Origin of the sequence: Pedobacter sp. PACM 27299 (assembly GCF_001412655.1) — a bacterium.
Lineage (GTDB): Bacteria > Bacteroidota > Bacteroidia > Sphingobacteriales > Sphingobacteriaceae > Pedobacter.
This window is the reverse complement of sequence record NZ_CP012996.1, coordinates 4,220,382-4,240,370: the sequence shown is the minus strand read 5'-3', so window position 1 is coordinate 4,240,370 and position 19,989 is coordinate 4,220,382. Positions and strand designations below refer to the sequence as shown.

The following is a 19,989-nucleotide window of genomic DNA, read 5'->3' as shown; positions in this document are numbered from 1 at the left end:
CATTTCATGGAAGCTTTAAGAGTTGTGCTAGCCGAAGGATGGTATTCGCTTATTATTAGGGCAGGAGAAAAGCATTAAAGTGGTGGGGGAGGCGACAAGTCCGGCAAACGCTGATTGAGAAAACCAGGGTACGCAACACCGCTTCATTAATCCTATATGCAGTAGTCAACGGCTATTTAAAATAACCTTATTTTCTTTGCCAATTTGTTCCTGGACAGTAATTTGACTGGAGATCTTCCTGATTTGAACTATTTTCGTTGTTGAATAAACTTTTATCACTTCGATATTAACCATACATTAGCTTTAAATACCGAAAGGATATGGATATAGACCAAAATAGTTCCAATCAGCAATTACAAATGGATGATTTTTCTGAACTTACTGACGAGCTGACGGAGAAGAGTAATCAAAGAAAGTTTTTTCCAATAAGAAAGTTTTTTATCTGGCCCATGCAGATCATCATATGATGATCTGCATGATGGTACTTCTGGTATGTCGGCTATAAAAAGGAGTGGCGGCCGCTGTATGGTTCAGAAACATCAGGAAGCCGATTTTCCGACATGCCAAATAGTGTGCTGAATAATATGGAAGTGGATTATAAAGTTCCCATTAATGAGATGGGATATATATTTTCAGATAACTTTGCTAAGAATCCTTTTAAAGGAGGAAAAGTTCCTGCCGATGTAAAACTGGAAGCGGAAATTACCATGAGAATGAGCAGCATTGTAAAAGACCAGGAAAAATTGGGTCCCTTAACTCCTTTCACCTGCCCGGATTGCGGTGGAATATTAGCAAAAGTTGAAAACGATCAGATCGCCCCTTATCGCTGTTATACCGCACATACCTATACAGAAAAAGTACTTGAAGCTGAAAAGATTAAAAGAAGAGAAGAATCATTATGGGTGGCCATCCGGATGATGGAGGAAAGAAAAAACCTTCTTGAAACCATGATGGAAAATCATCCTCAGAACACAATAGAACGGGCAGGTCAAATGAAAATCCATATTGACCGCCTAAAAAAAATGTTATTAGATTTAAATGAAAACCTGGAGAACAAGGGGTAGGAAGCACATATTAAAATAAATTTAGAAGATGTTACAGGTATTATTAGTAGAGGATCACAATATTGTTAGAAATGGCATTAAAATGCTGTTAGAGACGGATAAAGACATCAATGTCGTTGCAGAAGCTGAAAATGGGGTAGAAGCATTGGCATTTCTGGCTACGGGAAAGAAAGTAGACATTATACTCGCCGACATCAATATGCCGGAATTAGATGGAATGATGTTGCTGAAGGAGTTGAAGAGCATGAATATTACCTCATCGATGGTCATGCTTTCTATGCATGACAATGAAAAATATGTGATACAAGCTTTTGAAGCAGGTGCTATGGGGTATTTATTAAAGAATGTGAGTGCAGAAGAATTGATATTTTCTTTAAAGCATGTCAATTCCGGAGGAAAATACCTGTGTTCAGAATTAGCCATGAGAATGCTGGAGAAATGTAGTCAAAATGCAACAAGAAGTATGGACTTTCCCGAAGTAAGTCATGATTTTTCTGATCGGGAAATTGAAATACTGACTTTGATCGCTGAAGGGTTGACTAACAGTGAAATATCTGAAAAATTATTCATTAGTAAAAGAACAGTAGAAGGACACCGCCAAGGCTTAATAGAAAAAACTGGATCTAGAAATACTGCAGCCTTGATTCATTATGCCATATTGAATGGATTGATTCACTAAGAAAAAGCTTTATCTCCATTTTAAATCGGCTTTAAACGGTTTAAAATGGCTTTCTGCGTTAAATACGTAAAAACAAATGCTTAATACGTGTTTTATGTATGATATATACGGATTAGAAATTTGGCACGGTCTGAGGCATAGCATTTGATATTTCCATGGTATACTAATCAACAAATACCATGAGCACAACCACAATCGATTTTAACTTTCAACTATGGAGCTATAAGGATAATTTAAGATCTTTCGCTCTGGCATTTACACAGAATGATGATGATGCCGACGACTTGGTTCAGGACACCATGCTTAAAGCAATTCGTTATGAAAAGAACTTTAAGCACGGTACGAATTTGAAAGGTTGGTTATACATGATTCTACGGAATACCTTTATTAACAGCTACAGGCGTAGAAACCTGGCTAAAACTTTTATGAATTTTGGGGTCGACATCACGACCACTGGCGCAGCGTTAGGTGCGTCCCACAATACCGGGGTAGGGAAGTGTATCATGAACGATATTCACAGTGCACTTGGAAAATTGCAGCCTCAATACTACACACCTTTCGTAAAATACTTTGAAGGTTATAAATACCATGAAATTGCAAAGGAATTAAATATTCCGATAGGAACCGTGAAAACAAGAATTCACGTGGCTAGAGGTCTGTTGAAAAATGAGCTGAAATCATATCAGGATCAGTTTTTTAGTAATGGTACGCCGGTCTGATTTAGCAGCCCTTTCCATTACAGGGTCTCCCATTGATGAAAAAATGGGAGACCAGTATTTTTTTATAGTTTATTTTACTTTTACAGCACTGACTTCGATCAGTTCTGGTCCATTCTCTACAGGATAACCCGGAACTTTTGTCCCAATCACTTCAACCTCTTTGTTTTCATAACTGTTCAGGTCTACACTGCTGCTCTTCAAGGCATAAGTTTTATGGTCAGATTGGATGGTATGGGTACCATATTGATAGGTAGTCATTCCTATTATTTCAATCTTGCCAGTCAGGCTCACCGTATGCCCACCTTTAGAGCGTTTCATACTGCCGCACCCTGCAAAGCTGAGGCCGAGGGCTAAAAGAAGAATTAACTTTTTCATAGATTTGATTTTATACCTTTAATTTATAGTTCTCTGATCCAGATGTTACGGAAACTTAAAGGCTCACTTTTATCACCATGTGCCTGTAATTTTATAGGAGAGGCACCATGTGCTTTACGGTAAGCAGGTAATCCTACATATTGAGTAGGTCCTTTTAGCTCAAAATTATTTTGGACAAGTACACCATTAAATAGCACAGTTACCTTTGCCGGGCTTTTCAATGTACCGTCAGTTTCAAATACCGGCGCAGTCCAGATGACATCATAAGTTTGCCATTCTCCTGGTTTTTTTGAAGGATTAACCAATGGAGTAGTTTGCTTGTAAATGCTGCCTGCCATTCCATTTGTATACGTTGGGTTGTTATAAGCATCTAATATCTGCAGTTCATAACCCAAATCTCCCTTTCCAATAGAGGCCAGGAAAAGACCGCTATTCCCGCGCGCTTGTCCTTCACCAGAGATATTCGCTGGAACCTGCCATTCTAAATGCAGCTGGTAATTGTTGAAAGATTGCTTGGTTTCAATGTTTCCACTGTGCTTGTCCACGGTAAATGCCCCTTTGCTAACTTTCCAGGTAGCAGGTTTACTGCGATCGTCGGTCATCACCCATTGGTCCATATTCTTTCCGTCAAAAAGGACAATGGCATCCCCAGGAGCATTTCCGATTACTTTTGCAGGACTAACTATGGGTGGAACAGGGGTGTAAAATTCGGTGTCCTCATGCTTAGCTTCCTGTGCGTTGCTGATACTGATTGTTCCAAGGATCAAAGTAGTAGTTAAGATGGCTCTATTTAAGTTCATAGCTGATATTTAACGTGATATTTTTTTCTAATATACTATTATTGAAGACAGTTTTAATTGAAAAATTCTTCCATTAGGTTTTGTCGCTCATTTGTTGCAAGATTGATGAGCTCAAAGCGTTTAGCAGAAGTAAAAGAGCCCATGTCAGTATCGCTGTTGATATGAATTGTACCCAATAGAATCACATATTTACAGGTGTACTTTGTTTGATTGACCAAGGTGTTGATGCGCGCATCAATGGCCTCATAGATGACCTCTGTAGTCTCCTTTATGGGATGAACTGCGGCGAGAATCCTTTCTTTTTCTTTCAGTATAATCTGTTCTATCGTATTCATCTGATAATCAATATCCTCCAGATGGCCTTCTATAATCGAATTGGAATAAAGCTTTTTTAAAGCACCCTTTGCAGCACCACAGCAATCGGTACTATTCTGCTGCCCGTAACGATGGATTTCACCAAGGACCCCTGCTTTTGAAATGCCAATATGAGGTCCATAATAGACAAGAACAGCACCGTCATCCGGGACATGGCTGGCAAAAGCACACATACCGCTCAATCCAGCGAAAGGAAAACCATCCAGGCCGCCCAATTTGAATGGGCCTAGAAATTCATTCGACCTCACCGGAAACTGTATGCTATTTACATCATCACTGCAAATGCTATCGGCCATCATAATTTGAGAAGGTTCCAGGTCTAGGTTTTCCTCTACAAAATCAATTAAACGGTTGATGCTATCAATCGTAGAAATAGCATTTGGGTAGTGTTGACGTATAATCGCCAGTTTTTCTCTTTTTTCATAAAGCGAGTTTAGCCCCATCTTTTATAAATGAATGCAGCTGTGGTTTAATGCGGAGCAGCTAAATAGCAATCAAATATCTGATTTTATTGAAAACTATTGGCTTTCTAAGTAATTTAATTGTCAATCCTGCCTTAATGATATCGGAAAAACCCGATATCATCAGGATAATGTCATCTCTTTTTCTTTAATAGGTATATCGGAAAAAGTCGATATATATTTGTGACATGAAACAGTTAGAAATTTTTAAAGCCCTGTCTAACAAGACCCGACTGGAAATTTTACAGTGGTTAAAAGATCCTGCTGTGAGTTTTCCGGAGCAAATTCACGCTGGATTTGAAGTAGGGGTTTGTGTAGGAGAAATTCAGAGGAAGTCAGGATTGACACAATCTACTGTTTCAGAATATTTATCCATTCTTCAGCGTGCTGGCCTGGTTTCTTCTACAAGAGTAGGGCAGTGGACATATTATAAAAGAAATGAAGAAACATTTATTGAATTGAGTAAAATTATTGAATCCGATATATAAATCATATAATCATGAATACAGATAGCTTGTTCAGACCATTTAGTCTGAAATCTTTAAATATAAAAAACAGAATAGTGATGGCGCCAATGACGAGATCTTTCTCGCCAAATGGTATCCCAGGTGCAGATGTAGCTGCTTATTATAGTAAAAGAGCAGCTGGAGAAGTTGGCTTAATCCTTTCTGAAGGAACCGTAATTGATCGCCCAGCCTCTTCAAATGATGGAAATGTTCCTCATTTTTATGGAACGGAAGCATTGGCAGGATGGCAAAATGTGATCAATGAAGTGCATGCAAATGGCGGTGCAATGGGTCCTCAGATCTGGCACATGGGAATCATGGACAACCACGCTTCAGGCTGGCTGCCTTCCACACCATTTGAAGGCCCTTCTGGTTTAAACAGACCGGGTTTTAACAATGGGAATACCATGACAGAAGCCGATATAAAAGCCGCGATTCTTGCTTATGGTGCTGCGGCAGCAGAGGCAAAAAGAATGGGATTTGATACGGTAGAGATTCATGGTGCACATGGTTACCTGATCGACCAGTTTTTCTGGGAAGGCACGAACCTGCGTACCGATAGTTACGGAGGTAAAACCTTAGCGGAACGCAGCCGCTTTGCCATAGAAGTGATCAAAGAAGTGCGCAGGCAAGTAGGCGAAGATTTTACCATTATTCTTCGTTTATCTCAATGGAAACCTGCAGATTATACTTATCAATTGGCAAAAACACCCCAGGAAATGGAAGAATGGTTAATTCCTATGGCTGAGGCTGGTGTAGATGTTTTTCATTGTTCACAGCGTAGATTCTGGGAGCCGGAATTTGAAGGTTCAGATTTAAACTTCGCAGGATGGGCTAAAAAAATCACTGGAAAAGCAACAATTACCGTAGGTTCTGTTGGACTGGACGGAGAGTTCTTGAAAGCTTTTGCAGGAGAAAGTGCTCAGCCAAGCTCTTTAGATGAATTGATGCGCCGTATGGAGCGTGGAGATTTTGATTTAGTAGCCGTGGGCAGACCATTATTGGCAGATCCAAACTGGGTAAAGAAAATTAAAGAAAACCGTTTGGGAGAACTGAAAGGCTTTACCAAAGCAGCATTAGGACAGTTGGTAATGGACTAAGCAATAGTTGAAATCATAGCAAAGGGCCGTATTTAAAAATACGGCCCTTTGCTTTATAAGGATTTTTGATTTTCTTTTAAATGAGTGTCAATCTGCAGACCAACCTGATCCACGATTTCCTGTGGATGTTCCGCTTCATTTCCACCAGACTCGTACCAGCCATTGTCGTCTTTAATCAGATAAAGATAAAAACCTGAGCCTCCGGACTGGCTTTTGAAATGATAAGTCTTGTCGTCTGAAGTCGTTACTGGCCCTTTAACAATTCTACCACCCGATAATTTCACTTCCACATCTAATAAATGCTTTTTTACACCCATGTTTTTTTACGAACATAGGCAATATAACTCGCATCCCAATTTTTATCCCATTTGTTTAAATAATTGTTTTATTTTGGGCAAAACAATTTGAAACCTTATTAACAATGCGTGTTTACTATTTTTTGCTGGCCTTCCTATGCTTGTACAGCAGCATGGCCATTGCCCAGACTTCAGTGCAAAGCACTGGTTGGCTGTTCTTAATGAACAACAATAAATTATCAAAAAAATGGGGGACCCACCTGGATGTTCAATTGAGAACCGGTGATCAGTTTAGTCATTTGAGAAACTTTATGTTCCGACCAGGTCTGACTTATTTTCTAAATGATAAAAGTGACCTGACTCTGGGTTATTTGTTAAATCAGACGTACATCCCACAGGAAAGTAATGCTGATATTCAGCTCACAGAACATCGGATCTGGCAGCAATATATCTACAGACATAAGCTGAATACCTTGAACTTTAGCCATAGATTTAGGTTAGAACAACGATTTATAGAACAGCAGAATGGAACAGATGTATTTGCACAGCGCATCAGGTACTTTGCCCGCGTGATACTTCCTCTGGGAAAAGGTCAGCAGAAGTTTGAAAGAGGTGCATTTGCGGCATTACAAAATGAACTGATGTTCAATGTGCAGCACAATGACAATGTAAATGGTCATTTTTTTGATCAAAACAGGGCTTACCTTGCAGGAGGATTCCGCTTTAGCAAGCAATTTGACCTGGAAGCGGGCTACCTGAACCAGGCGCAGAAAATGCGTAAAGGGCAAACAATTAATCATGCCATCCAGCTCGCTTTATACACCAGATTTTAAGGATAGTTTAGCAGGAGTGAAGAGATTTGCTCCCGCTTTGAACTTTTCATCTTAATATCCATGGGCAGATAAATGATGTGTGTCAAACAAAGCGTGGAACACAAATCGTTGACCGCTGTTTGCGGCTCCAATCTGACCAGGCTGGATGCTTTTGAAGTGGCATCAAATCCATTGCTGCGGAGGTGTTTGATCAGTGAATCTGGATACGCAGTGTAAATGGGCAATACCCAATAACTATGGTTTTTATTTAAAGAGCCGATTTTCATTGCCTCAGGCAACCGGGTTAAAATAGTGGCAGCTAGTTTCTTCCTTTCACTAATCCCATCTGGAGAGAAATTCATCCATTTTCTTTTCAACAACTGATGATTGGCCGTACAAGGTCTGAACCTGATTTTGCTTAGGACATCCTGACCTGGAAATCCACGGGTAAAACCAGCGAGCGCTTCATCGAAATCTCTTCCACTCTTCGTAATTAAATGATAAAATAAAGTATAAATGGGAGGAGTCGTCAATATCTGCATGAATAAAACCTTCAGCAATTTTTTTAGGTATACACTTGTTTTTTGCCTCGTTAAACCTTTGTTCAGTGAGTAGACTTTTAAATAAAGCGAAGGGTCTTTTATGCGAACAACAGCACCGGAAAGGGCAGTATTTGTTTTGATCAAGCCAAAACTATAAAGTAGTACATCGGTTTCGGAGTGCCCTGGAAATGCTGGATAAGGAGAGACTGCTGAAAACTGCGGACTTTCAATGTTGCCCATAAAAGCTTGTGCGGCATCTTCCATCACTAAAATCTGATGTGCTTTTGCAATCGGTATAATGGCCTCCATATCCATCACGGCCCCGAAAAGATGGCTCAGTAATAACATTTTGCTGGCCGGATTTATTGCTGCTTTAAGTGCTTCCAGATCAATGCTGAGCGTGTCTTTGTTAACAGATAAAGGGATAGGAATCAGCCGGTGTGCCCGGATAATTTGGAACATATCTGGAATATTAATGTCGCTGACCAGGATTTCCGTGCCGGGAGGGAAATTTAAAGCAGTCAGGATGAGGTCCAAACCAGTACGCACAGAGAGCGTCACCATACGGTTTTCTTCTTTTGGAAAGTCTGCTGCCGTTTTGTTTTTGCGAAAATAGCCAGCAAGGCAGTAGCAAATGCCGGCAAAAGTATCTGAAAAACTAAGGTCTAATTTGCCTCTGGGGATCATTTGCTTATTTTCTTCCGAAGATAAGTTTAAAAAAATAAACTGTAGCTTTACACCATGATTGGCAGGAAAAGCACATTTCTCAAATATATTCTAATATTTCAGTTGACTGTAGGTCTAGCCATTCCATCGCAGGTTTTTGGCCAGCATCAGCTGCAGCAGCTGGACGACCGGATCCTGATTAGCCTTTCCGAGCGGAGAACGCCAGAAAAAACCGGCTTCTTTATGTTCCTTTCTAAATATAATGATGTGGTCAATGTGGGGGTTCCAGTCGGCCTGATGGCAGCAGGAGTCATTTCAAATGACAAAGAGATGCGTCAGAATGCAGCCTACATAGCCAGTAGTTCTGCTGTCAATGTACTGGCAACTATGCTCATTAAAAAACTTGTAAAACGTCCCAGGCCCTTTAATGGGGTCGTGAAAATCAATGCCGTTTATCAGCCTTCCCATTATTCTTTTCCATCAGGCCATACTTCTACTGCTTTTACTACGGCAACAGCGCTGTCACATAGTTATCAGAAATGGTACGTAATCGCGCCAGCATACCTTTGGGCAGGTTCGGTCGGTTTTTCCCGTTTATATCTTGGAGTTCATTATCCTACAGATGTGGCTGCGGGAGCAGTTTTAGGCACAGGCTCCGCATTATCTATGGGCTTTTTGCGCGGAGATAAGTAAAGCACTTCTTTTAATGCTTAATAATTTTTATATTTGCTAATATTTGTAGTATTTCATTTGTCTGCAGAATTTATGACTGGCAGATAATAGAGAGGATCCTAGATTGAACAAGCGTATGACCATAACCGTACTTCCAATTGCAGAACCGGAAATTAAACCGGCAGACCCTTTAGTAAAAGTAATGAATGACCAGCTGGTGCTGCTAGCCAGGGAACTTCAGGATTTACACCTCAAAGATCTTGAGCTCATGGAGCCCTTATTTGAAGATATTGTGATCTATATCGGTTACAATAGCAAGCAGGGGGTTCGCTGGAAAATCGTCAATGATGTACCGGAATCAGCCATCGCTGAAGTAGCCAGACAATGCGATAAACTAGGCTATGTGAGGTGGAAAACCGCCACACTCAATGCTTTTAACCGAGACTAATCGAGGCTGAAACCGGATTAATATTCAGGTACTGATCCTATTTGTTTTTTTTCGGAGAATGAAACTTTTTAAAGGCTCGATGCGTATCTATGCTAAAGGCTCCAAATGAAAATTCTACGCATCATCTTACTGGTATATGGCTTTAGTATCGCATCTGCTAAGGCTCAAAATCAACAGGAAATAAATAACGATTTTATACAGCTCTACAAGGAGAATGCGGAACTTTCTTATATCTCTCCAAAAGGAGAAATAGGAGCTCCAAGTAAATATGTGATCAACGGAAGGGTGACCACCACCTATATGCTGCTCGCTACAGAAAAACTGCCTATTGCCTTTGCTGTAGTGCCCGATTTCACCGTTCGGGTCAGAGATGAAAAATCGGCAGGAGTGCGGACACCCAGTTTCAGACTTGGAGGAACCTTGTTTGTGAGGCTGGACAGGTCTATCCCCGATTATAAATATGCCACTTTAAAGTTTACCCATCATTCTAACGGACAAGACGGAGAGGCCCTAAACCCGGATGGCAGCATCAATACAATTAATGGTAATTTTACAACGAACTACCTGACCTTAGCCTATCATTTCGGAAGAGATGTCAATAAGCAAAAAGCAAAGGGATATTATTCCTTAAATCATGAAGTCGGTTTTGAATGGCATAAATGGTTTAGCTACGAAAAGGCTCTGGAGCACGACTATGGATTTAGCAGGTTGATCTACAACTTCTCTTTAAGGAATTATCAACCCGCAAAAGAACAGTGGAGGCTAAATGCAGAAATTAATTACGCACTGAACCCGATGACAGCATATCAATTTACTGCCATCAAAAAAAGACTCAACTCAGAGCTTTCTTTCCATTATAGTTTTCCCTTTATGAACAATGCCTACCTTATGATGGCTGCAGGGTATTATGGCGAAGATCCCTATAATATATATTATAGGGATAAGTATAGCTACCTTCGTTTTGGTATTTCCAGTGGGATTTTACGCGGGAAAAAGTAGTTATTTGTTCAGTGGGCCAGCCCCCATGACTTTCTCTGATGGACTGACCACCTGCTTCAGCCGCTGATCCATACCATTTGATCCCGGAAATTGTTGCGCCTAACACTATTACCGTAACTAATTCGTTTTATTCCTTAATCATTGGATAATAATTTTTATTTTTAACAAACATAAAAACACAAATGAAAATTTTAAGAACACGCACACTAATCGTTGCGATTGGGTTGTTGACCCTTTCGATGCAAGCTTGTAAGACTAAAAAATTAGTCGCAAAACCGACTGCACCTGTAGAAAAACCAGCTCCTGCACCTGTAGAAAAACCGGCTCCTGCGCCAGTAGAAGAAAAAGAAGCACCTGCTCCTGAAGAAAAAGCAAGTTTTAATTTCAGTAATGTACAGTTTGAATTCAATTCAGATGTATTAAAAACGGCTTCTTTTGAGATTCTGGATCAGGTAGTGAGTCAAATGAAAAAATCACCAGATGTGGTGCTAACTATCCACGGTAACTCCTCTACTGAAGGATCTGCTGCACACAACATGTCTCTATCAGTAGACCGTGCCAATGCAGTAAAATCTTATTTGGTGAATGCAGGTATCAGTGGTAGTAAATTAAAAATCAAAGGACATGGCGCAACAAATCCAGTAACTTCAAATGCTACTGAAGAAGGAAGAGCGTTAAACCGTCGCGTAGAATTTAAAACAAAATAGTTTTTTTTTAAGGGTAGGAGCGTGAGTTAGGTCCCTCGTGGAAGGCTGAAATGAAAAGTAGAGCCCACACCAACCTCACTCTCCACCCATATTTTACCCTTGTGGTGCTCCAATATCTCCGAACAGAGGTACAATCCAATGCCAAAGCCGGAAATGTTTTCCGTATGTTTCGTTTCTACCCGAAAGAAACGTTCAAATAGCTTCTCTAAAGATTGGGGTTTAATTCCCATCCCTTCATCCCTAATGCTAATTTGAGCGGCTAAATCCGTCACCTGGCAATTCACCTCTATTTTTTTTCCTTTTGGCGAATATTTCACCGCATTACTCAATAAATTGGAAACCACAGATCCGATTTTATCACGATCCGCATGCACAGTAATTTCAGCACAAGTATTTAAGGAAATGGTATGCTGGTGCAAGGTCGGATTTGTCTCTTCAATTGTTTCTCTGATCAATTGACCAAGGTCAAAATGTTCCATATTCAAATGTATTTTTCCGGATTCCAACCTCGATAAATTCAGGAAGCCATTGATCATGCTGCTCATTTTTTTGACCTGTACATTCGCTTTTTTTAAACAGGAAGCCATAAAATCACCATTTGGCTCTTTTAACTTGAGCATCATCAATTGAAGATATCCATTTAAAGAAGTCAGCGGGGTTTTCAACTCATGACTCACCATTCCAATGAAGTCGTTTTTTCGGATCTCGTCCTGCTTTTGTTCCGTAATATCTAACATCATACCTGAAAAATGAGCAGGATGACCAGCTTCCATAGAATAAATTCGACCCAAAGCCCTAACCCATCGGATATTTTGATGGTCCCGACCCAAAACCGGGTGCTCCACACTAAAATCTTTTCCGCTTGCTATAGATTTGATGATCGCATCAGCAACTTGCTGACGGTAATCTTCATGCACCTGGTTAAGTGTATCAGCCAATGTCACTTCCTCTTCGGCAGAATAACCAAACAACTCTTTCATCCGCGGAGAAGCAATAAAAGTATTGCTTTCAATATCCAGCCTCCAGGTGCCTACATTTGCAGATTCGATAGATAAACGCAGCATTTCTTCTGCTTGTTCCACTTTTTTTCTTGCAGCTACCTGCTCAGTAATCACATTGGCCACCATTAAAATGCTTTTGGTTTTACCATTTTCATCCTTCATCGGCTGATAAACGAAATTGGCATAAAACTCTTCCAGTTTATACTGCTGCTTCAATAAGCCACGAACTTCATTTCCATAATAAGGTATTCCGGTGTCCATTACATCTTTCAATAATTTAAGAAATGGCTGCCCGTTTAGTTCTGGCGAAACATGTACCAATGGCTTGCCAATAACCTCTTCACCTTTACCCCATTCTTTCAGAGCCTGTTTATTTGCCGATTCAATAATGAAATTGTAACCTGTAAACATCGCAATGGAAACGGGGGCATCCTGCAGCATATACCTGATTTTTGATTCACGATCAGCGAGTTCTGCCAGTGTCTTTTCCATCTTCTGATCGGCATTAACTTTTTCTGTAGTTTCTGAGCAGATGACCAGTACACCGCCGGTTTTTCCTGGTGCATCTTTCACTTTGCTAAAACTAAAGGTCCAGTATACGTTCTCTATCTGGTTATTTCTGAAAATTGGAAGCAATATATCTTCACACCAGGTGGCAGCACCACCAGCAAGCGCCTGATCAATCATCGGCTGAACGGTAGGCCAGATTTCCGGCCAGCAATCTGCACCACATTGTCCGAGGGCGGCGGGATGTTTCCCATCATTGCCCAGACTTTTCCGGTAAGCATCATTATAAAACTGCAGCAACTCGTCTCCCCACCATAAAAACATCGGAAAACGGGAGCTGATGATCAGACTAATGGTGGTTAATAAACTTTGCGACCATTGTTCCGGAGCGCCTATAGCAGTTTTTGACCAGTCATAATCCCGAATCAACTGCCCCATTTCTCCTCCACCTTCTAAATAATGAGTATAGTTCGATTTTGGGCTTGGATCTGGAAGCATATAAAAATGATTAAGGGGGCTGCAAAAACTTAAATATATATAATTCTAGTGGGGCTTTATAATGAAATTATACAAAAAATATACATTTTCGGGAATTTAATGACCTATTTTTCTCTATAGAATATAGCAGGTCAATTGTTTTTTTAAAAAAAACTGGCAGGTGGGGGACTGCCAGTTATCAAATCAATTACTATTTGAACAGTATTTGATCACAATAGAGCGTAATGATTATTTTGAGGAAGATCAGCCATTCTAAAAGGTTTTTTTGATGGGGTAGTGGCAAATAGTATACTGGATACGGTTGCGTTACTCACATTTTTGCTGATTTCACTGTGATACTGATAATTGCAAATTCCTGTGGTATATTCAGAATTCATCTCTAAATTCAAAAATAAGCAGGGATTCTGGGCGCTATCCATCAACTTATGACCTTTGAGCTGTATAGATACGTTTGCAAGTTGCTGCTGGTAATTTCCAACCACTTTAAAGCTGAGGTTAAGTGGGCCGGTCAGTTCTTTTATAGTGATGATTGCCGTCCCGGAAATCCTGCCGCTGGCTTGGTGCTGCAGATTTAAATGAAGCACAGGTTGGAATAACCCTTCACTGAGGATTCGTAAATTTAGGGGTTCGAAAGGTACTGTTTCGGCTATCATTGGAGGTTGATATTTGTATACCTCTAAAGTACCTGTACTTTGCAGTTTCTATAAGCGTGTAAATACCCTAATGAAAAAACAGGTATAAATACCCGGTTCTAATTTAAATAGAACGACTAAATGCAGCTAATTTAAACAATTATTGATTTTTTTGGTTCTAAATAAATATCTTTTACTATGAAAAAAAAGTTACCTCTTCCTTTATGGACCATTGTTATTCCCATTCTAGCCTGGATTGCTTATTTTGGAATGTCATTAGAATTGGGAAACCTATATTCTTTTGTACTTGCTGCAGTATTAATCGGTAGTGTGCTTGCTGCGGTACATCATGCCGAAGTAGTTGCCCACAGAGTTGGTGAACCTTATGGAACATTATTATTGGCGCTGGCCATTACGGTCATAGAAGTTGCCCTGATTGTATCCCTCATGTTAACGGGAGGTCCCGAAACTACTGCCTTAGCCCGTGATACGGTGCTAGCTGCAGTAATGATTATTTTAACCGGAATGATTGGACTCTGTTTAGTGGTGGGCGGTGCCCGATTTAAAGAGCAGGTTTTTAGTGCACAAGGCGTAAGTGCCGCGTTAATCGCCCTTACCGCGATTTTAGTCCTTACCCTGATCCTTCCTAATTATACAACTAGTACCGTTGGTCCGGTGTATACCTCGGCACAGCTAGGTTTTGTAGCGATCGTTTCCCTGGTTTTATATGGCACTTTTGTCTTGGTGCAGACGGTTAGACACCGCGACTTTTTCCTTCCTCCGGAAGCCGATGGAGATGAAGATGTACATGCGGAGCCGCCAACTAAAAGTGTAGCCCTATGGAGTGCGCTGTTATTATTAGTCTGCTTAGGTATCGTGGTACTCCTGGCTAAAGCGCTTGCTCCAGATATTGAGCTGGCAGTAGTCAATGCAGGAGCACCTAAATCTCTGGTGGGCGTAATTATTGCCGCAGTGGTGCTTTTGCCAGAAGGTCTTGCCGCCTATCGTGCCGCAAAAAAGAACCGTTTACAAACCAGTCTGAACCTGGCAATGGGTTCTGCATTAGCCAGTATTGGTTTAACTATTCCTGCAGTTGCGATCGTTTCAATGGTCACCGGAATGACCATCACTCTGGGAGTCGATATGAAATCAACCGTATTATTACTCCTGTCTTTGTTTACGATTATGATGTCATTAGCTACCGGCCGAACAAATATTCTGCAGGGAATTGTATTGCTGGTAATTTTTGCAGTATACCTATTTACCATCGTTGCACCTTAGTTTAACTAAATACCAGCAAAGCGGATTTAATTTCCGCAATGGTTTAAAATTACTTTGTTCTGAAGCTGACCGAATGGTCGGCTTTTTTTAGGTCCGTATCTTGGCTGCTGGATGTATTTATATTGATAATTTCCTTCCGGTTGGGGCTAGGATGTGCTCGGGAAGAGACCTGATTTTTTTTAGCCGGAGGAAGGAGTTCGGATAGGGTCTGGATAGCAGAGACTATGGCAATTCTACGTGGACCCTATCGGAACCCTACGGAGTCCCTATTATAAGGCCCTTCTCTTCCCGACCACTTCCCGACCACTTCCTGGTTTTTTTTCTAAATCTAAATCTAAATCAGGTGTTCATAATAATGAATGTTGCTTTTCGTCAATATTAAGCCCGGAATAGGAGTGATGAAACTTCCTTTAAAAGGATAATCCCGAATTATCCTTAGCTTTACCATTATGAAAAAGGTAAACATAGAAGGATATGTAGAGTTCGACGCCAATATTCTGAAAGATTGGATCGATAACGGGGTTAATTATGTGAAAATTGTAAACCTTAATTTGAGCGGCAGTATCGAAGCTTTTGAATTAATTCCAAATTCGGAAATTCCAGAAACCGGCGACCTTATCCATCATATCCTTTCTGAAGACATAGAAGATTTACTAGAAACTATGGAAAAAGTTAAATTCCTGGTTCATGAAATCTATTTAGAAGAGGAAGAAGAAACAGAATAGTTTTCAAGACAGAATTTTGTCATTTCCAGATCAGCTATACACAGGGCCATCTCGCTCAATGTATAGCTTTTTTTATAGCCGAAACGCTTTCCTTTATCCTATTATTTTACTCAATAAACTTGATAAGAATGGGTTACGGAATAACCCCTATATAGTGTAATCATTTTTGCGACTTTATCAGTACCTCATCTGTCATAAATTTCAGTTGTTTTTCCACCGAATGTGGATAACAGTTTAGAGTCTTTCCAGATAATATTTGCCATTTTTGAATTCGATCATCAGGCCTGCATGAGGCCTGTTTTACAAACAAAATCCTACGAAATGAGTACTAAAAGAATCATCAAATTCGAAAAAGAAGATTGTAGCCCATGTAATATGGTCTCGGAATATCTGGATAGAAAAGGAGTGGTATACGAAACCATTAATCCTTTCAATCAACCTGAACTGGCCATGCAATTCAGAGTACGTTCTGTACCTACGGTGATTCTAATGGAAGCAGAACAGGAAATGGCAAGAGTGATCGGTTATAAACCGGAAGAATTAGCCGCATTAGCCGTTTAATCTTGCTGCTGCGATGACCTGCATTTATTATGACAGTAAAACCGGTAATGTAGAACGGTTTGTGAACCGCTTAAAGTTACAGCGCGACTGGAATATTCAAAAGATTGATCAGGTGTCTGCCCCCTTAGAGGAAGGACATCTGATTACCTATACTACAGGTTTTGGCGAAATCCCAGCCTCCACGTTGCGTTTCCTGGAGGAAAATAGCGGCAGGATCAAATCTATTACCTCCAGCGGGAATAAAAACTGGGGCCCTAATTATGCCCTCGCTGCAAAAAAAATCTCTGCCTTGTTTCAGCTGCCTGTTTTAATGCAGTTTGAACTCTCAGGAACCGCAGATGATATTCAACAATTTATAGACAATATAGAAGGCTAAAAGATATGGTAACTAAAAAATGGATCTTGTTGAACAACGAGATCATGGTTAAAAAAGACGACGAATTCAGCCTTAGCAAAGACAAGGAAGCAGTTCGTTCTTACTTTTTGGACTATGTAAATAAAAATACGGTTTTCTTTTATACGCTAAAAGAGAAGATCGATTATCTGATAGAACAGGAGTATTACATTGATTTTTATCAATGGTATACATTTGAACAGATGGAAGAAGTATACGATCTGGTTTTTGCCAAGAAATTCAGGTTCCAATCCTTCATGAGTGCTTTTAAGTTTTTTCAAAGTTATGCACTAAGAGACGATAGCGGGGAGAAATTCCTGGAACGTTATGAAGATCGCGTGGTCGCAGTGGCTTTATTTCTGGCCAGAGGCGATGTACCTCAAGCCAAACAATATGCAGAATTGCTGATCAATCAAGAGTATCAACCGGCAACACCTACTTTCTTAAACTCAGGTAAAAAACGCTCAGGTGAATTGGTTTCCTGCTTTTTGGACGAAATCGGTGACAACCTGAATGGTATCGGATATGCTATTGATTCAGCAATGAAACTTTCTTCAATCGGTGGCGGTGTTTCTTTTAACATCTCTAAAGTACGTGCAAGAGGGGAGTCGATCAAAGATGTTGAAGGTCGTGCAGGAGGTGTATTGCCAATCATGAAAATTCTGGAAGATACTTTTTCGTATGCCAACCAATTAGGGCAGCGCCCTGGTGCTGGAGCAGTATACTTAAACATCTTCCACACAGATATTGAAGAGTTTCTGGATTGTAAAAAAATCAATGTGGATGAGAAAGTCCGCATCAAATCCCTTTCCATAGGGGTGATTGTGCCTGATAAGTTCATGGAACTTGCAGAAAATGATGAAGCATGCTACTTATTCTATCCTCATACGGTATATAAACAATATGGTAAATATCTGGATGAATTGGACATGAACGAGATGTATGAGGAGTTGGTGACCAATCCTTTGGTGAAAAAGAAAAAGATCAATGCCCGTCATTTGATGGTGAAAATTGCTCAGACCCAAAAAGAAAGCGGTTACCCATACCTGTTCTTCAAAGGAAACGCCAATAGAGGACATGCTTTAAAGGAACTTGGAAATGTGAAGTTCTCTAACCTTTGTACCGAAATCATGCAGATCTCCGAAGTTTCAGATATCGAGATCTATGGCAAAGAAGATACCATCCGTTACGGAATTTCCTGTAACCTCGGCTCATTGAACATTGCCACGGTAATGGAAAATAAAAGAATCAAAGAAGCAGTAGCAACAGCAATGCGCTCTTTAACCGTAGTTTCTGACCTGACCAATATTGCCATGGTGCCTTCTGTACAGAAAGCAAATAAAGAACTACACAGCGTAGGTCTTGGTGCGATGAACTTACATGGCTTCCTGACCAAAAACTTTATTATGTATGAAAGTGCAGCAGCACTGGACTTCTGTAATGTGTTCTTTATGATGGTCAATTTCTATTCTATTCAAAGTTCAATGGAAATCGCAAAAGAGAAAAAAGAGACGTTTGTAGGCTTTGAGCAATCAGAATATGCAAATGGTAATTATTTCCAGCCTTACCTGAGCAAAGACATTGCACCGGTAAGCGATAAAATTGCTGGTTTATTCGAAGGAATGGCGATTCCTACGGTTGCAGATTGGACGGAACTGATGAACCAGGTGAAAATCCATGGTCTTTACCATGCTTACCGTCTGGCCATTGCACCGAATCAATCTACCTCTTATATCATGAATGCAACCGCGTCTGTAATGCCGGTAGTGGATGTGATTGAAGTAAGAGAGTATGGTGATAGTACCACCTATTACCCAATGCCTTACCTGGATAACGACAATTATTTCTTCTATAAATCTGCTTATGATATGGATCAGAAGAACGTGTTGCGCCTGATTTCGGTCATTCAAAAGCATGTGGATCAGGGGATTTCAACGATTTTGCATACCAATACGAAAGACAGTACGCGTGATATCGCTAAATACTATATCTATGCGCATAAAATGGGACTGAAATCCCTGTATTATACCAGGACGCGTAAAGCCTCTATTGATGAATGTGTTTCCTGCTCGGTTTAACCCCCGACTTAATTAATTACCTTATTAAATTATATAAATGAGTTCATATAAAGCAGTAAACTGGAATACACCTGAAAATGATTACGCAGGAATGTTCTGGGAGCAAAATCTTCGTCAGTTTTGGGTGGATACTGAATATATTCCTTCTAAAGATATTGACAGCTGGAAGTCTTTGAGCCCTGAAATCCAGGAGGCTTATAAAAAAGCATTGGGTGGCCTTACTTTGTTAGATACCCTGCAAAGCCATACTGGAATGCCTAAATTGTTAGACCATATCGACGGATTGCAAAATAAAGCGGTATTGTCCTTTATGTGTATGATGGAGGCCATTCATGCCAAATCTTACTCAACGATTTTTACCACAGTAAATAGTACCGCAGAAATCAATGAACTGTTTGAATGGGTGGAAAATAACAAGCTGTTACAATATAAAGCTTCCACTATTGACAAATATTACAGGAATCTGGATGCAAACAAAGTAAGTGATGAAACCTTATTTATGGGACTTGCTGCATCGGTATTGCTGGAATCTTTCTTATTCTATAGTGGATTCTTTATGCCATTATGGTTGGCAGGACAAGGTCAGATGGTAGCCAGTGCAGATATCATTAAAAAAATTGTAGCCGATGAGTCTATCCACGGTGTATTTGTAGGTCTGCTGGCACAGGATCTTTATAAAAAACTACCAAATCCGGAAAAAAGTAAACAAGAACTGATTGATCTTTTGATGGAGCTTTATGAAAATGAATTGAAGTATACGGATGAGTTGTATACCGAAGTTGGATTAACTGCGGATGTAAAAGAATATGTGCGGTATAATGCCAATAAAGCAATGATGAACCTTGGTTTTGAAGAGCTGTTTGAAGTGAAAGCAGTAAATTCTATAGTATTAAATGGATTGAACGGCGAAACTACACAGCATGATTTCTTCTCTAAGAAGTCAACAAACTATGAAAAAAGTATGGAAGTGGTCCACCTGAGAGATGAAGATTTCCAGGTAGCAGCAGAACCGGTTTTCTAAACCATTGCTCAAAGGGAAATATCCCCGTTTTTTATACAAAATACGATCCTGTCTTTGTTGGTTTTTAACG

Annotated in this window: 23 protein-coding genes; 16 read left to right on the top strand and 7 right to left on the bottom strand. The window is 40.1% G+C overall.

The genetic code is table 11. The annotated features are described in order from the left end of the window. The first annotated feature begins 572 nt into the window (after nt 1-572). From AQ505_RS17860 to AQ505_RS17850, 3 genes are all read left to right on the top strand, one after another. Nucleotides 573-1,064: a hypothetical protein gene (locus AQ505_RS17860; protein ID WP_197286218.1), complete on the top strand. Its 492-nt coding sequence runs from the start codon at nt 573-575 to the stop codon at nt 1,062-1,064. Between the two features lie 28 nt (nt 1,065-1,092). Beyond that, a complete protein-coding gene (locus AQ505_RS17855) occupies nt 1,093-1,743 on the top strand; it encodes a response regulator transcription factor (protein ID WP_062549427.1) in 651 nt (216 codons plus the stop codon). A gap of 179 nt (nt 1,744-1,922) precedes the next feature. After that, nucleotides 1,923-2,462, top strand: a complete 540-nt coding sequence (locus tag AQ505_RS17850; protein WP_062549426.1) for an RNA polymerase sigma factor — start codon at nt 1,923-1,925, stop codon at nt 2,460-2,462. Nucleotides 2,463-2,531: 69 nt separating this feature from the next. Here AQ505_RS17850 and AQ505_RS17845 read toward each other — a convergent pair whose 3' ends face one another. The 3 genes from AQ505_RS17845 to AQ505_RS17835 are packed head-to-tail and all read right to left on the bottom strand — an operon-like array spanning nt 2,532 to nt 4,455. After that, the gene (locus AQ505_RS17845) at nt 2,532-2,837 is read right to left on the bottom strand and encodes a hypothetical protein (RefSeq protein ID WP_062549425.1); all 306 of its coding nucleotides are present in this window, start codon (nt 2,835-2,837) and stop codon (nt 2,532-2,534) included. Between the two features lie 23 nt (nt 2,838-2,860). After that, nucleotides 2,861-3,637 carry a 3-keto-disaccharide hydrolase gene (locus AQ505_RS17840; RefSeq protein ID WP_062549424.1) on the bottom strand — a complete coding sequence of 259 codons (777 nt, stop codon included), beginning with the start codon at nt 3,635-3,637 and terminating at the stop codon, nt 2,861-2,863. A 53-nt stretch (nt 3,638-3,690) separates the two neighbouring features. Further along, on the bottom strand, nt 3,691-4,455 hold the full coding sequence (locus AQ505_RS17835; protein WP_062549423.1) for a hypothetical protein: 765 nt from the start codon (nt 4,453-4,455) through the stop codon (nt 3,691-3,693). 206 nt (nt 4,456-4,661) lie between these two features. On the opposite strand from AQ505_RS17835, the gene AQ505_RS17830 reads away from it, so the two are divergent. Both AQ505_RS17830 and AQ505_RS17825 read left to right on the top strand, forming a co-directional pair. Next, entirely contained in the window at nt 4,662-4,961 is a 300-nt protein-coding gene (locus tag AQ505_RS17830) for an ArsR/SmtB family transcription factor (protein ID WP_062549422.1), read from the top strand. Between the two features lie 11 nt (nt 4,962-4,972). Further along, nucleotides 4,973-6,079, top strand: a complete 1,107-nt coding sequence (locus tag AQ505_RS17825; protein ID WP_062549421.1) for an NADH:flavin oxidoreductase — start codon at nt 4,973-4,975, stop codon at nt 6,077-6,079. Between the two features lie 53 nt (nt 6,080-6,132). Here the strand turns inward: AQ505_RS17825 and AQ505_RS17820 are convergent, their stop codons facing one another. After that, nucleotides 6,133-6,396 carry a hypothetical protein gene (locus AQ505_RS17820; RefSeq protein WP_062549420.1) on the bottom strand — a complete coding sequence of 88 codons (264 nt, stop codon included), beginning with the start codon at nt 6,394-6,396 and terminating at the stop codon, nt 6,133-6,135. Between the two features lie 104 nt (nt 6,397-6,500). On the opposite strand from AQ505_RS17820, the gene AQ505_RS17815 reads away from it, so the two are divergent. Further along, entirely contained in the window at nt 6,501-7,208 is a 708-nt protein-coding gene (locus AQ505_RS17815) for a DUF2490 domain-containing protein (RefSeq protein ID WP_062549419.1), read from the top strand. Here the strand turns inward: AQ505_RS17815 and AQ505_RS17810 are convergent. Beyond that, a complete protein-coding gene (locus AQ505_RS17810) occupies nt 7,205-8,416 on the bottom strand; it encodes an aminotransferase class I/II-fold pyridoxal phosphate-dependent enzyme (RefSeq protein ID WP_062549418.1) in 1,212 nt (403 codons plus the stop codon). The two genes, AQ505_RS17815 and AQ505_RS17810, sit on opposite strands and share 4 nt — an antisense overlap. A gap of 102 nt (nt 8,417-8,518) precedes the next feature. Between AQ505_RS17810 and AQ505_RS17805 the strand changes: the two genes are divergently transcribed. The 4 genes from AQ505_RS17805 (at nt 8,519) to AQ505_RS17790 (ending at nt 11,221) form a co-directional block, all read left to right on the top strand. Further along, nucleotides 8,519-9,088 carry a phosphatase PAP2 family protein gene (locus tag AQ505_RS17805; protein ID WP_231634925.1) on the top strand — a complete coding sequence of 190 codons (570 nt, stop codon included), beginning with the start codon at nt 8,519-8,521 and terminating at the stop codon, nt 9,086-9,088. 115 nt (nt 9,089-9,203) lie between these two features. Beyond that, a complete protein-coding gene (locus AQ505_RS17800) occupies nt 9,204-9,515 on the top strand; it encodes a hypothetical protein (protein ID WP_062549417.1) in 312 nt (103 codons plus the stop codon). A 105-nt stretch (nt 9,516-9,620) separates the two neighbouring features. Beyond that, on the top strand, nt 9,621-10,514 hold the full coding sequence (locus AQ505_RS17795) for a hypothetical protein (protein ID WP_062549416.1): 894 nt from the start codon (nt 9,621-9,623) through the stop codon (nt 10,512-10,514). A gap of 182 nt (nt 10,515-10,696) precedes the next feature. After that, entirely contained in the window at nt 10,697-11,221 is a 525-nt protein-coding gene (locus AQ505_RS17790) for an OmpA family protein (protein WP_062549415.1), read from the top strand. Between the two features lie 26 nt (nt 11,222-11,247). Here the strand turns inward: AQ505_RS17790 and AQ505_RS17785 are convergent, their stop codons facing one another. Beyond that, nucleotides 11,248-13,227 carry a PAS domain-containing sensor histidine kinase gene (locus AQ505_RS17785; RefSeq protein WP_062549414.1) on the bottom strand — a complete coding sequence of 660 codons (1,980 nt, stop codon included), beginning with the start codon at nt 13,225-13,227 and terminating at the stop codon, nt 11,248-11,250. Nucleotides 13,228-13,436: 209 nt separating this feature from the next. Further along, nucleotides 13,437-13,880 carry a DUF1842 domain-containing protein gene (locus AQ505_RS17780; protein ID WP_062549413.1) on the bottom strand — a complete coding sequence of 148 codons (444 nt, stop codon included), beginning with the start codon at nt 13,878-13,880 and terminating at the stop codon, nt 13,437-13,439. 177 nt (nt 13,881-14,057) lie between these two features. On the opposite strand from AQ505_RS17780, the gene AQ505_RS17775 reads away from it, so the two are divergent. The 6 genes from AQ505_RS17775 (at nt 14,058) to nrdF (ending at nt 19,919) form a co-directional block, all read left to right on the top strand. Continuing rightward, nucleotides 14,058-15,140, top strand: coding sequence for a calcium:proton antiporter (locus tag AQ505_RS17775; RefSeq protein ID WP_062549412.1), 1,083 nt, complete (start codon nt 14,058-14,060; stop codon nt 15,138-15,140). A 449-nt stretch (nt 15,141-15,589) separates the two neighbouring features. After that, complete coding sequence (locus AQ505_RS17770) at nt 15,590-15,865, top strand: hypothetical protein (RefSeq protein ID WP_062549411.1); 276 nt, start codon at nt 15,590-15,592, stop codon at nt 15,863-15,865. Nucleotides 15,866-16,186: 321 nt separating this feature from the next. After that, nucleotides 16,187-16,426: a thioredoxin family protein gene (locus AQ505_RS17765; protein WP_062551093.1), complete on the top strand. Its 240-nt coding sequence runs from the start codon at nt 16,187-16,189 to the stop codon at nt 16,424-16,426. A 13-nt stretch (nt 16,427-16,439) separates the two neighbouring features. Further along, nucleotides 16,440-16,802 carry a class Ib ribonucleoside-diphosphate reductase assembly flavoprotein NrdI gene (nrdI, locus tag AQ505_RS17760; RefSeq protein WP_062549410.1) on the top strand — a complete coding sequence of 121 codons (363 nt, stop codon included), beginning with the start codon at nt 16,440-16,442 and terminating at the stop codon, nt 16,800-16,802. 5 nt (nt 16,803-16,807) lie between these two features. Next, the gene (gene nrdE, locus AQ505_RS17755) at nt 16,808-18,898 is read left to right on the top strand and encodes a class 1b ribonucleoside-diphosphate reductase subunit alpha (RefSeq protein ID WP_062549409.1); all 2,091 of its coding nucleotides are present in this window, start codon (nt 16,808-16,810) and stop codon (nt 18,896-18,898) included. A gap of 37 nt (nt 18,899-18,935) precedes the next feature. Continuing rightward, complete coding sequence (gene nrdF / locus AQ505_RS17750) at nt 18,936-19,919, top strand: class 1b ribonucleoside-diphosphate reductase subunit beta (protein WP_062549408.1); 984 nt, start codon at nt 18,936-18,938, stop codon at nt 19,917-19,919. The last annotated feature ends 70 nt before the right edge of the window (nt 19,920-19,989 follow it).

Excerpts from the sequence above, each read along its gene's own strand:
- AQ505_RS17855 (WP_062549427.1), top strand. The coding sequence starts at position 1,093 with ATGTTACAGGTATTATTAGTAGAGGATCACAATATTGTTAGAAATGGC.
- AQ505_RS17850 (WP_062549426.1), top strand. The coding sequence starts at position 1,923 with ATGAGCACAACCACAATCGATTTTAACTTTCAACTATGGAGCTATAAG.
- AQ505_RS17845 (WP_062549425.1), bottom strand. The coding sequence starts at position 2,837 with ATGAAAAAGTTAATTCTTCTTTTAGCCCTCGGCCTCAGCTTTGCAGGG.
- AQ505_RS17840 (WP_062549424.1), bottom strand. The coding sequence starts at position 3,637 with ATGAACTTAAATAGAGCCATCTTAACTACTACTTTGATCCTTGGAACA.
- AQ505_RS17835 (WP_062549423.1), bottom strand. The coding sequence starts at position 4,455 with ATGGGGCTAAACTCGCTTTATGAAAAAAGAGAAAAACTGGCGATTATA.
- AQ505_RS17830 (WP_062549422.1), top strand. The coding sequence starts at position 4,662 with ATGAAACAGTTAGAAATTTTTAAAGCCCTGTCTAACAAGACCCGACTG.
- AQ505_RS17825 (WP_062549421.1), top strand. The coding sequence starts at position 4,973 with ATGAATACAGATAGCTTGTTCAGACCATTTAGTCTGAAATCTTTAAAT.
- AQ505_RS17820 (WP_062549420.1), bottom strand. The coding sequence starts at position 6,396 with ATGGGTGTAAAAAAGCATTTATTAGATGTGGAAGTGAAATTATCGGGT.
- AQ505_RS17815 (WP_062549419.1), top strand. The coding sequence starts at position 6,501 with ATGCGTGTTTACTATTTTTTGCTGGCCTTCCTATGCTTGTACAGCAGC.
- AQ505_RS17810 (WP_062549418.1), bottom strand. The coding sequence starts at position 8,416 with ATGATCCCCAGAGGCAAATTAGACCTTAGTTTTTCAGATACTTTTGCC.
- AQ505_RS17800 (WP_062549417.1), top strand. The coding sequence starts at position 9,204 with ATGACCATAACCGTACTTCCAATTGCAGAACCGGAAATTAAACCGGCA.
- AQ505_RS17795 (WP_062549416.1), top strand. The coding sequence starts at position 9,621 with ATGAAAATTCTACGCATCATCTTACTGGTATATGGCTTTAGTATCGCA.
- AQ505_RS17790 (WP_062549415.1), top strand. The coding sequence starts at position 10,697 with ATGAAAATTTTAAGAACACGCACACTAATCGTTGCGATTGGGTTGTTG.
- AQ505_RS17785 (WP_062549414.1), bottom strand. The coding sequence starts at position 13,227 with ATGCTTCCAGATCCAAGCCCAAAATCGAACTATACTCATTATTTAGAA.
- AQ505_RS17780 (WP_062549413.1), bottom strand. The coding sequence starts at position 13,880 with ATGATAGCCGAAACAGTACCTTTCGAACCCCTAAATTTACGAATCCTC.
- AQ505_RS17775 (WP_062549412.1), top strand. The coding sequence starts at position 14,058 with ATGAAAAAAAAGTTACCTCTTCCTTTATGGACCATTGTTATTCCCATT.
- AQ505_RS17770 (WP_062549411.1), top strand. The coding sequence starts at position 15,590 with ATGAAAAAGGTAAACATAGAAGGATATGTAGAGTTCGACGCCAATATT.
- AQ505_RS17765 (WP_062551093.1), top strand. The coding sequence starts at position 16,187 with ATGAGTACTAAAAGAATCATCAAATTCGAAAAAGAAGATTGTAGCCCA.
- nrdI (WP_062549410.1), top strand. The coding sequence starts at position 16,440 with ATGACCTGCATTTATTATGACAGTAAAACCGGTAATGTAGAACGGTTT.
- nrdE (WP_062549409.1), top strand. The coding sequence starts at position 16,808 with ATGGTAACTAAAAAATGGATCTTGTTGAACAACGAGATCATGGTTAAA.
- nrdF (WP_062549408.1), top strand. The coding sequence starts at position 18,936 with ATGAGTTCATATAAAGCAGTAAACTGGAATACACCTGAAAATGATTAC.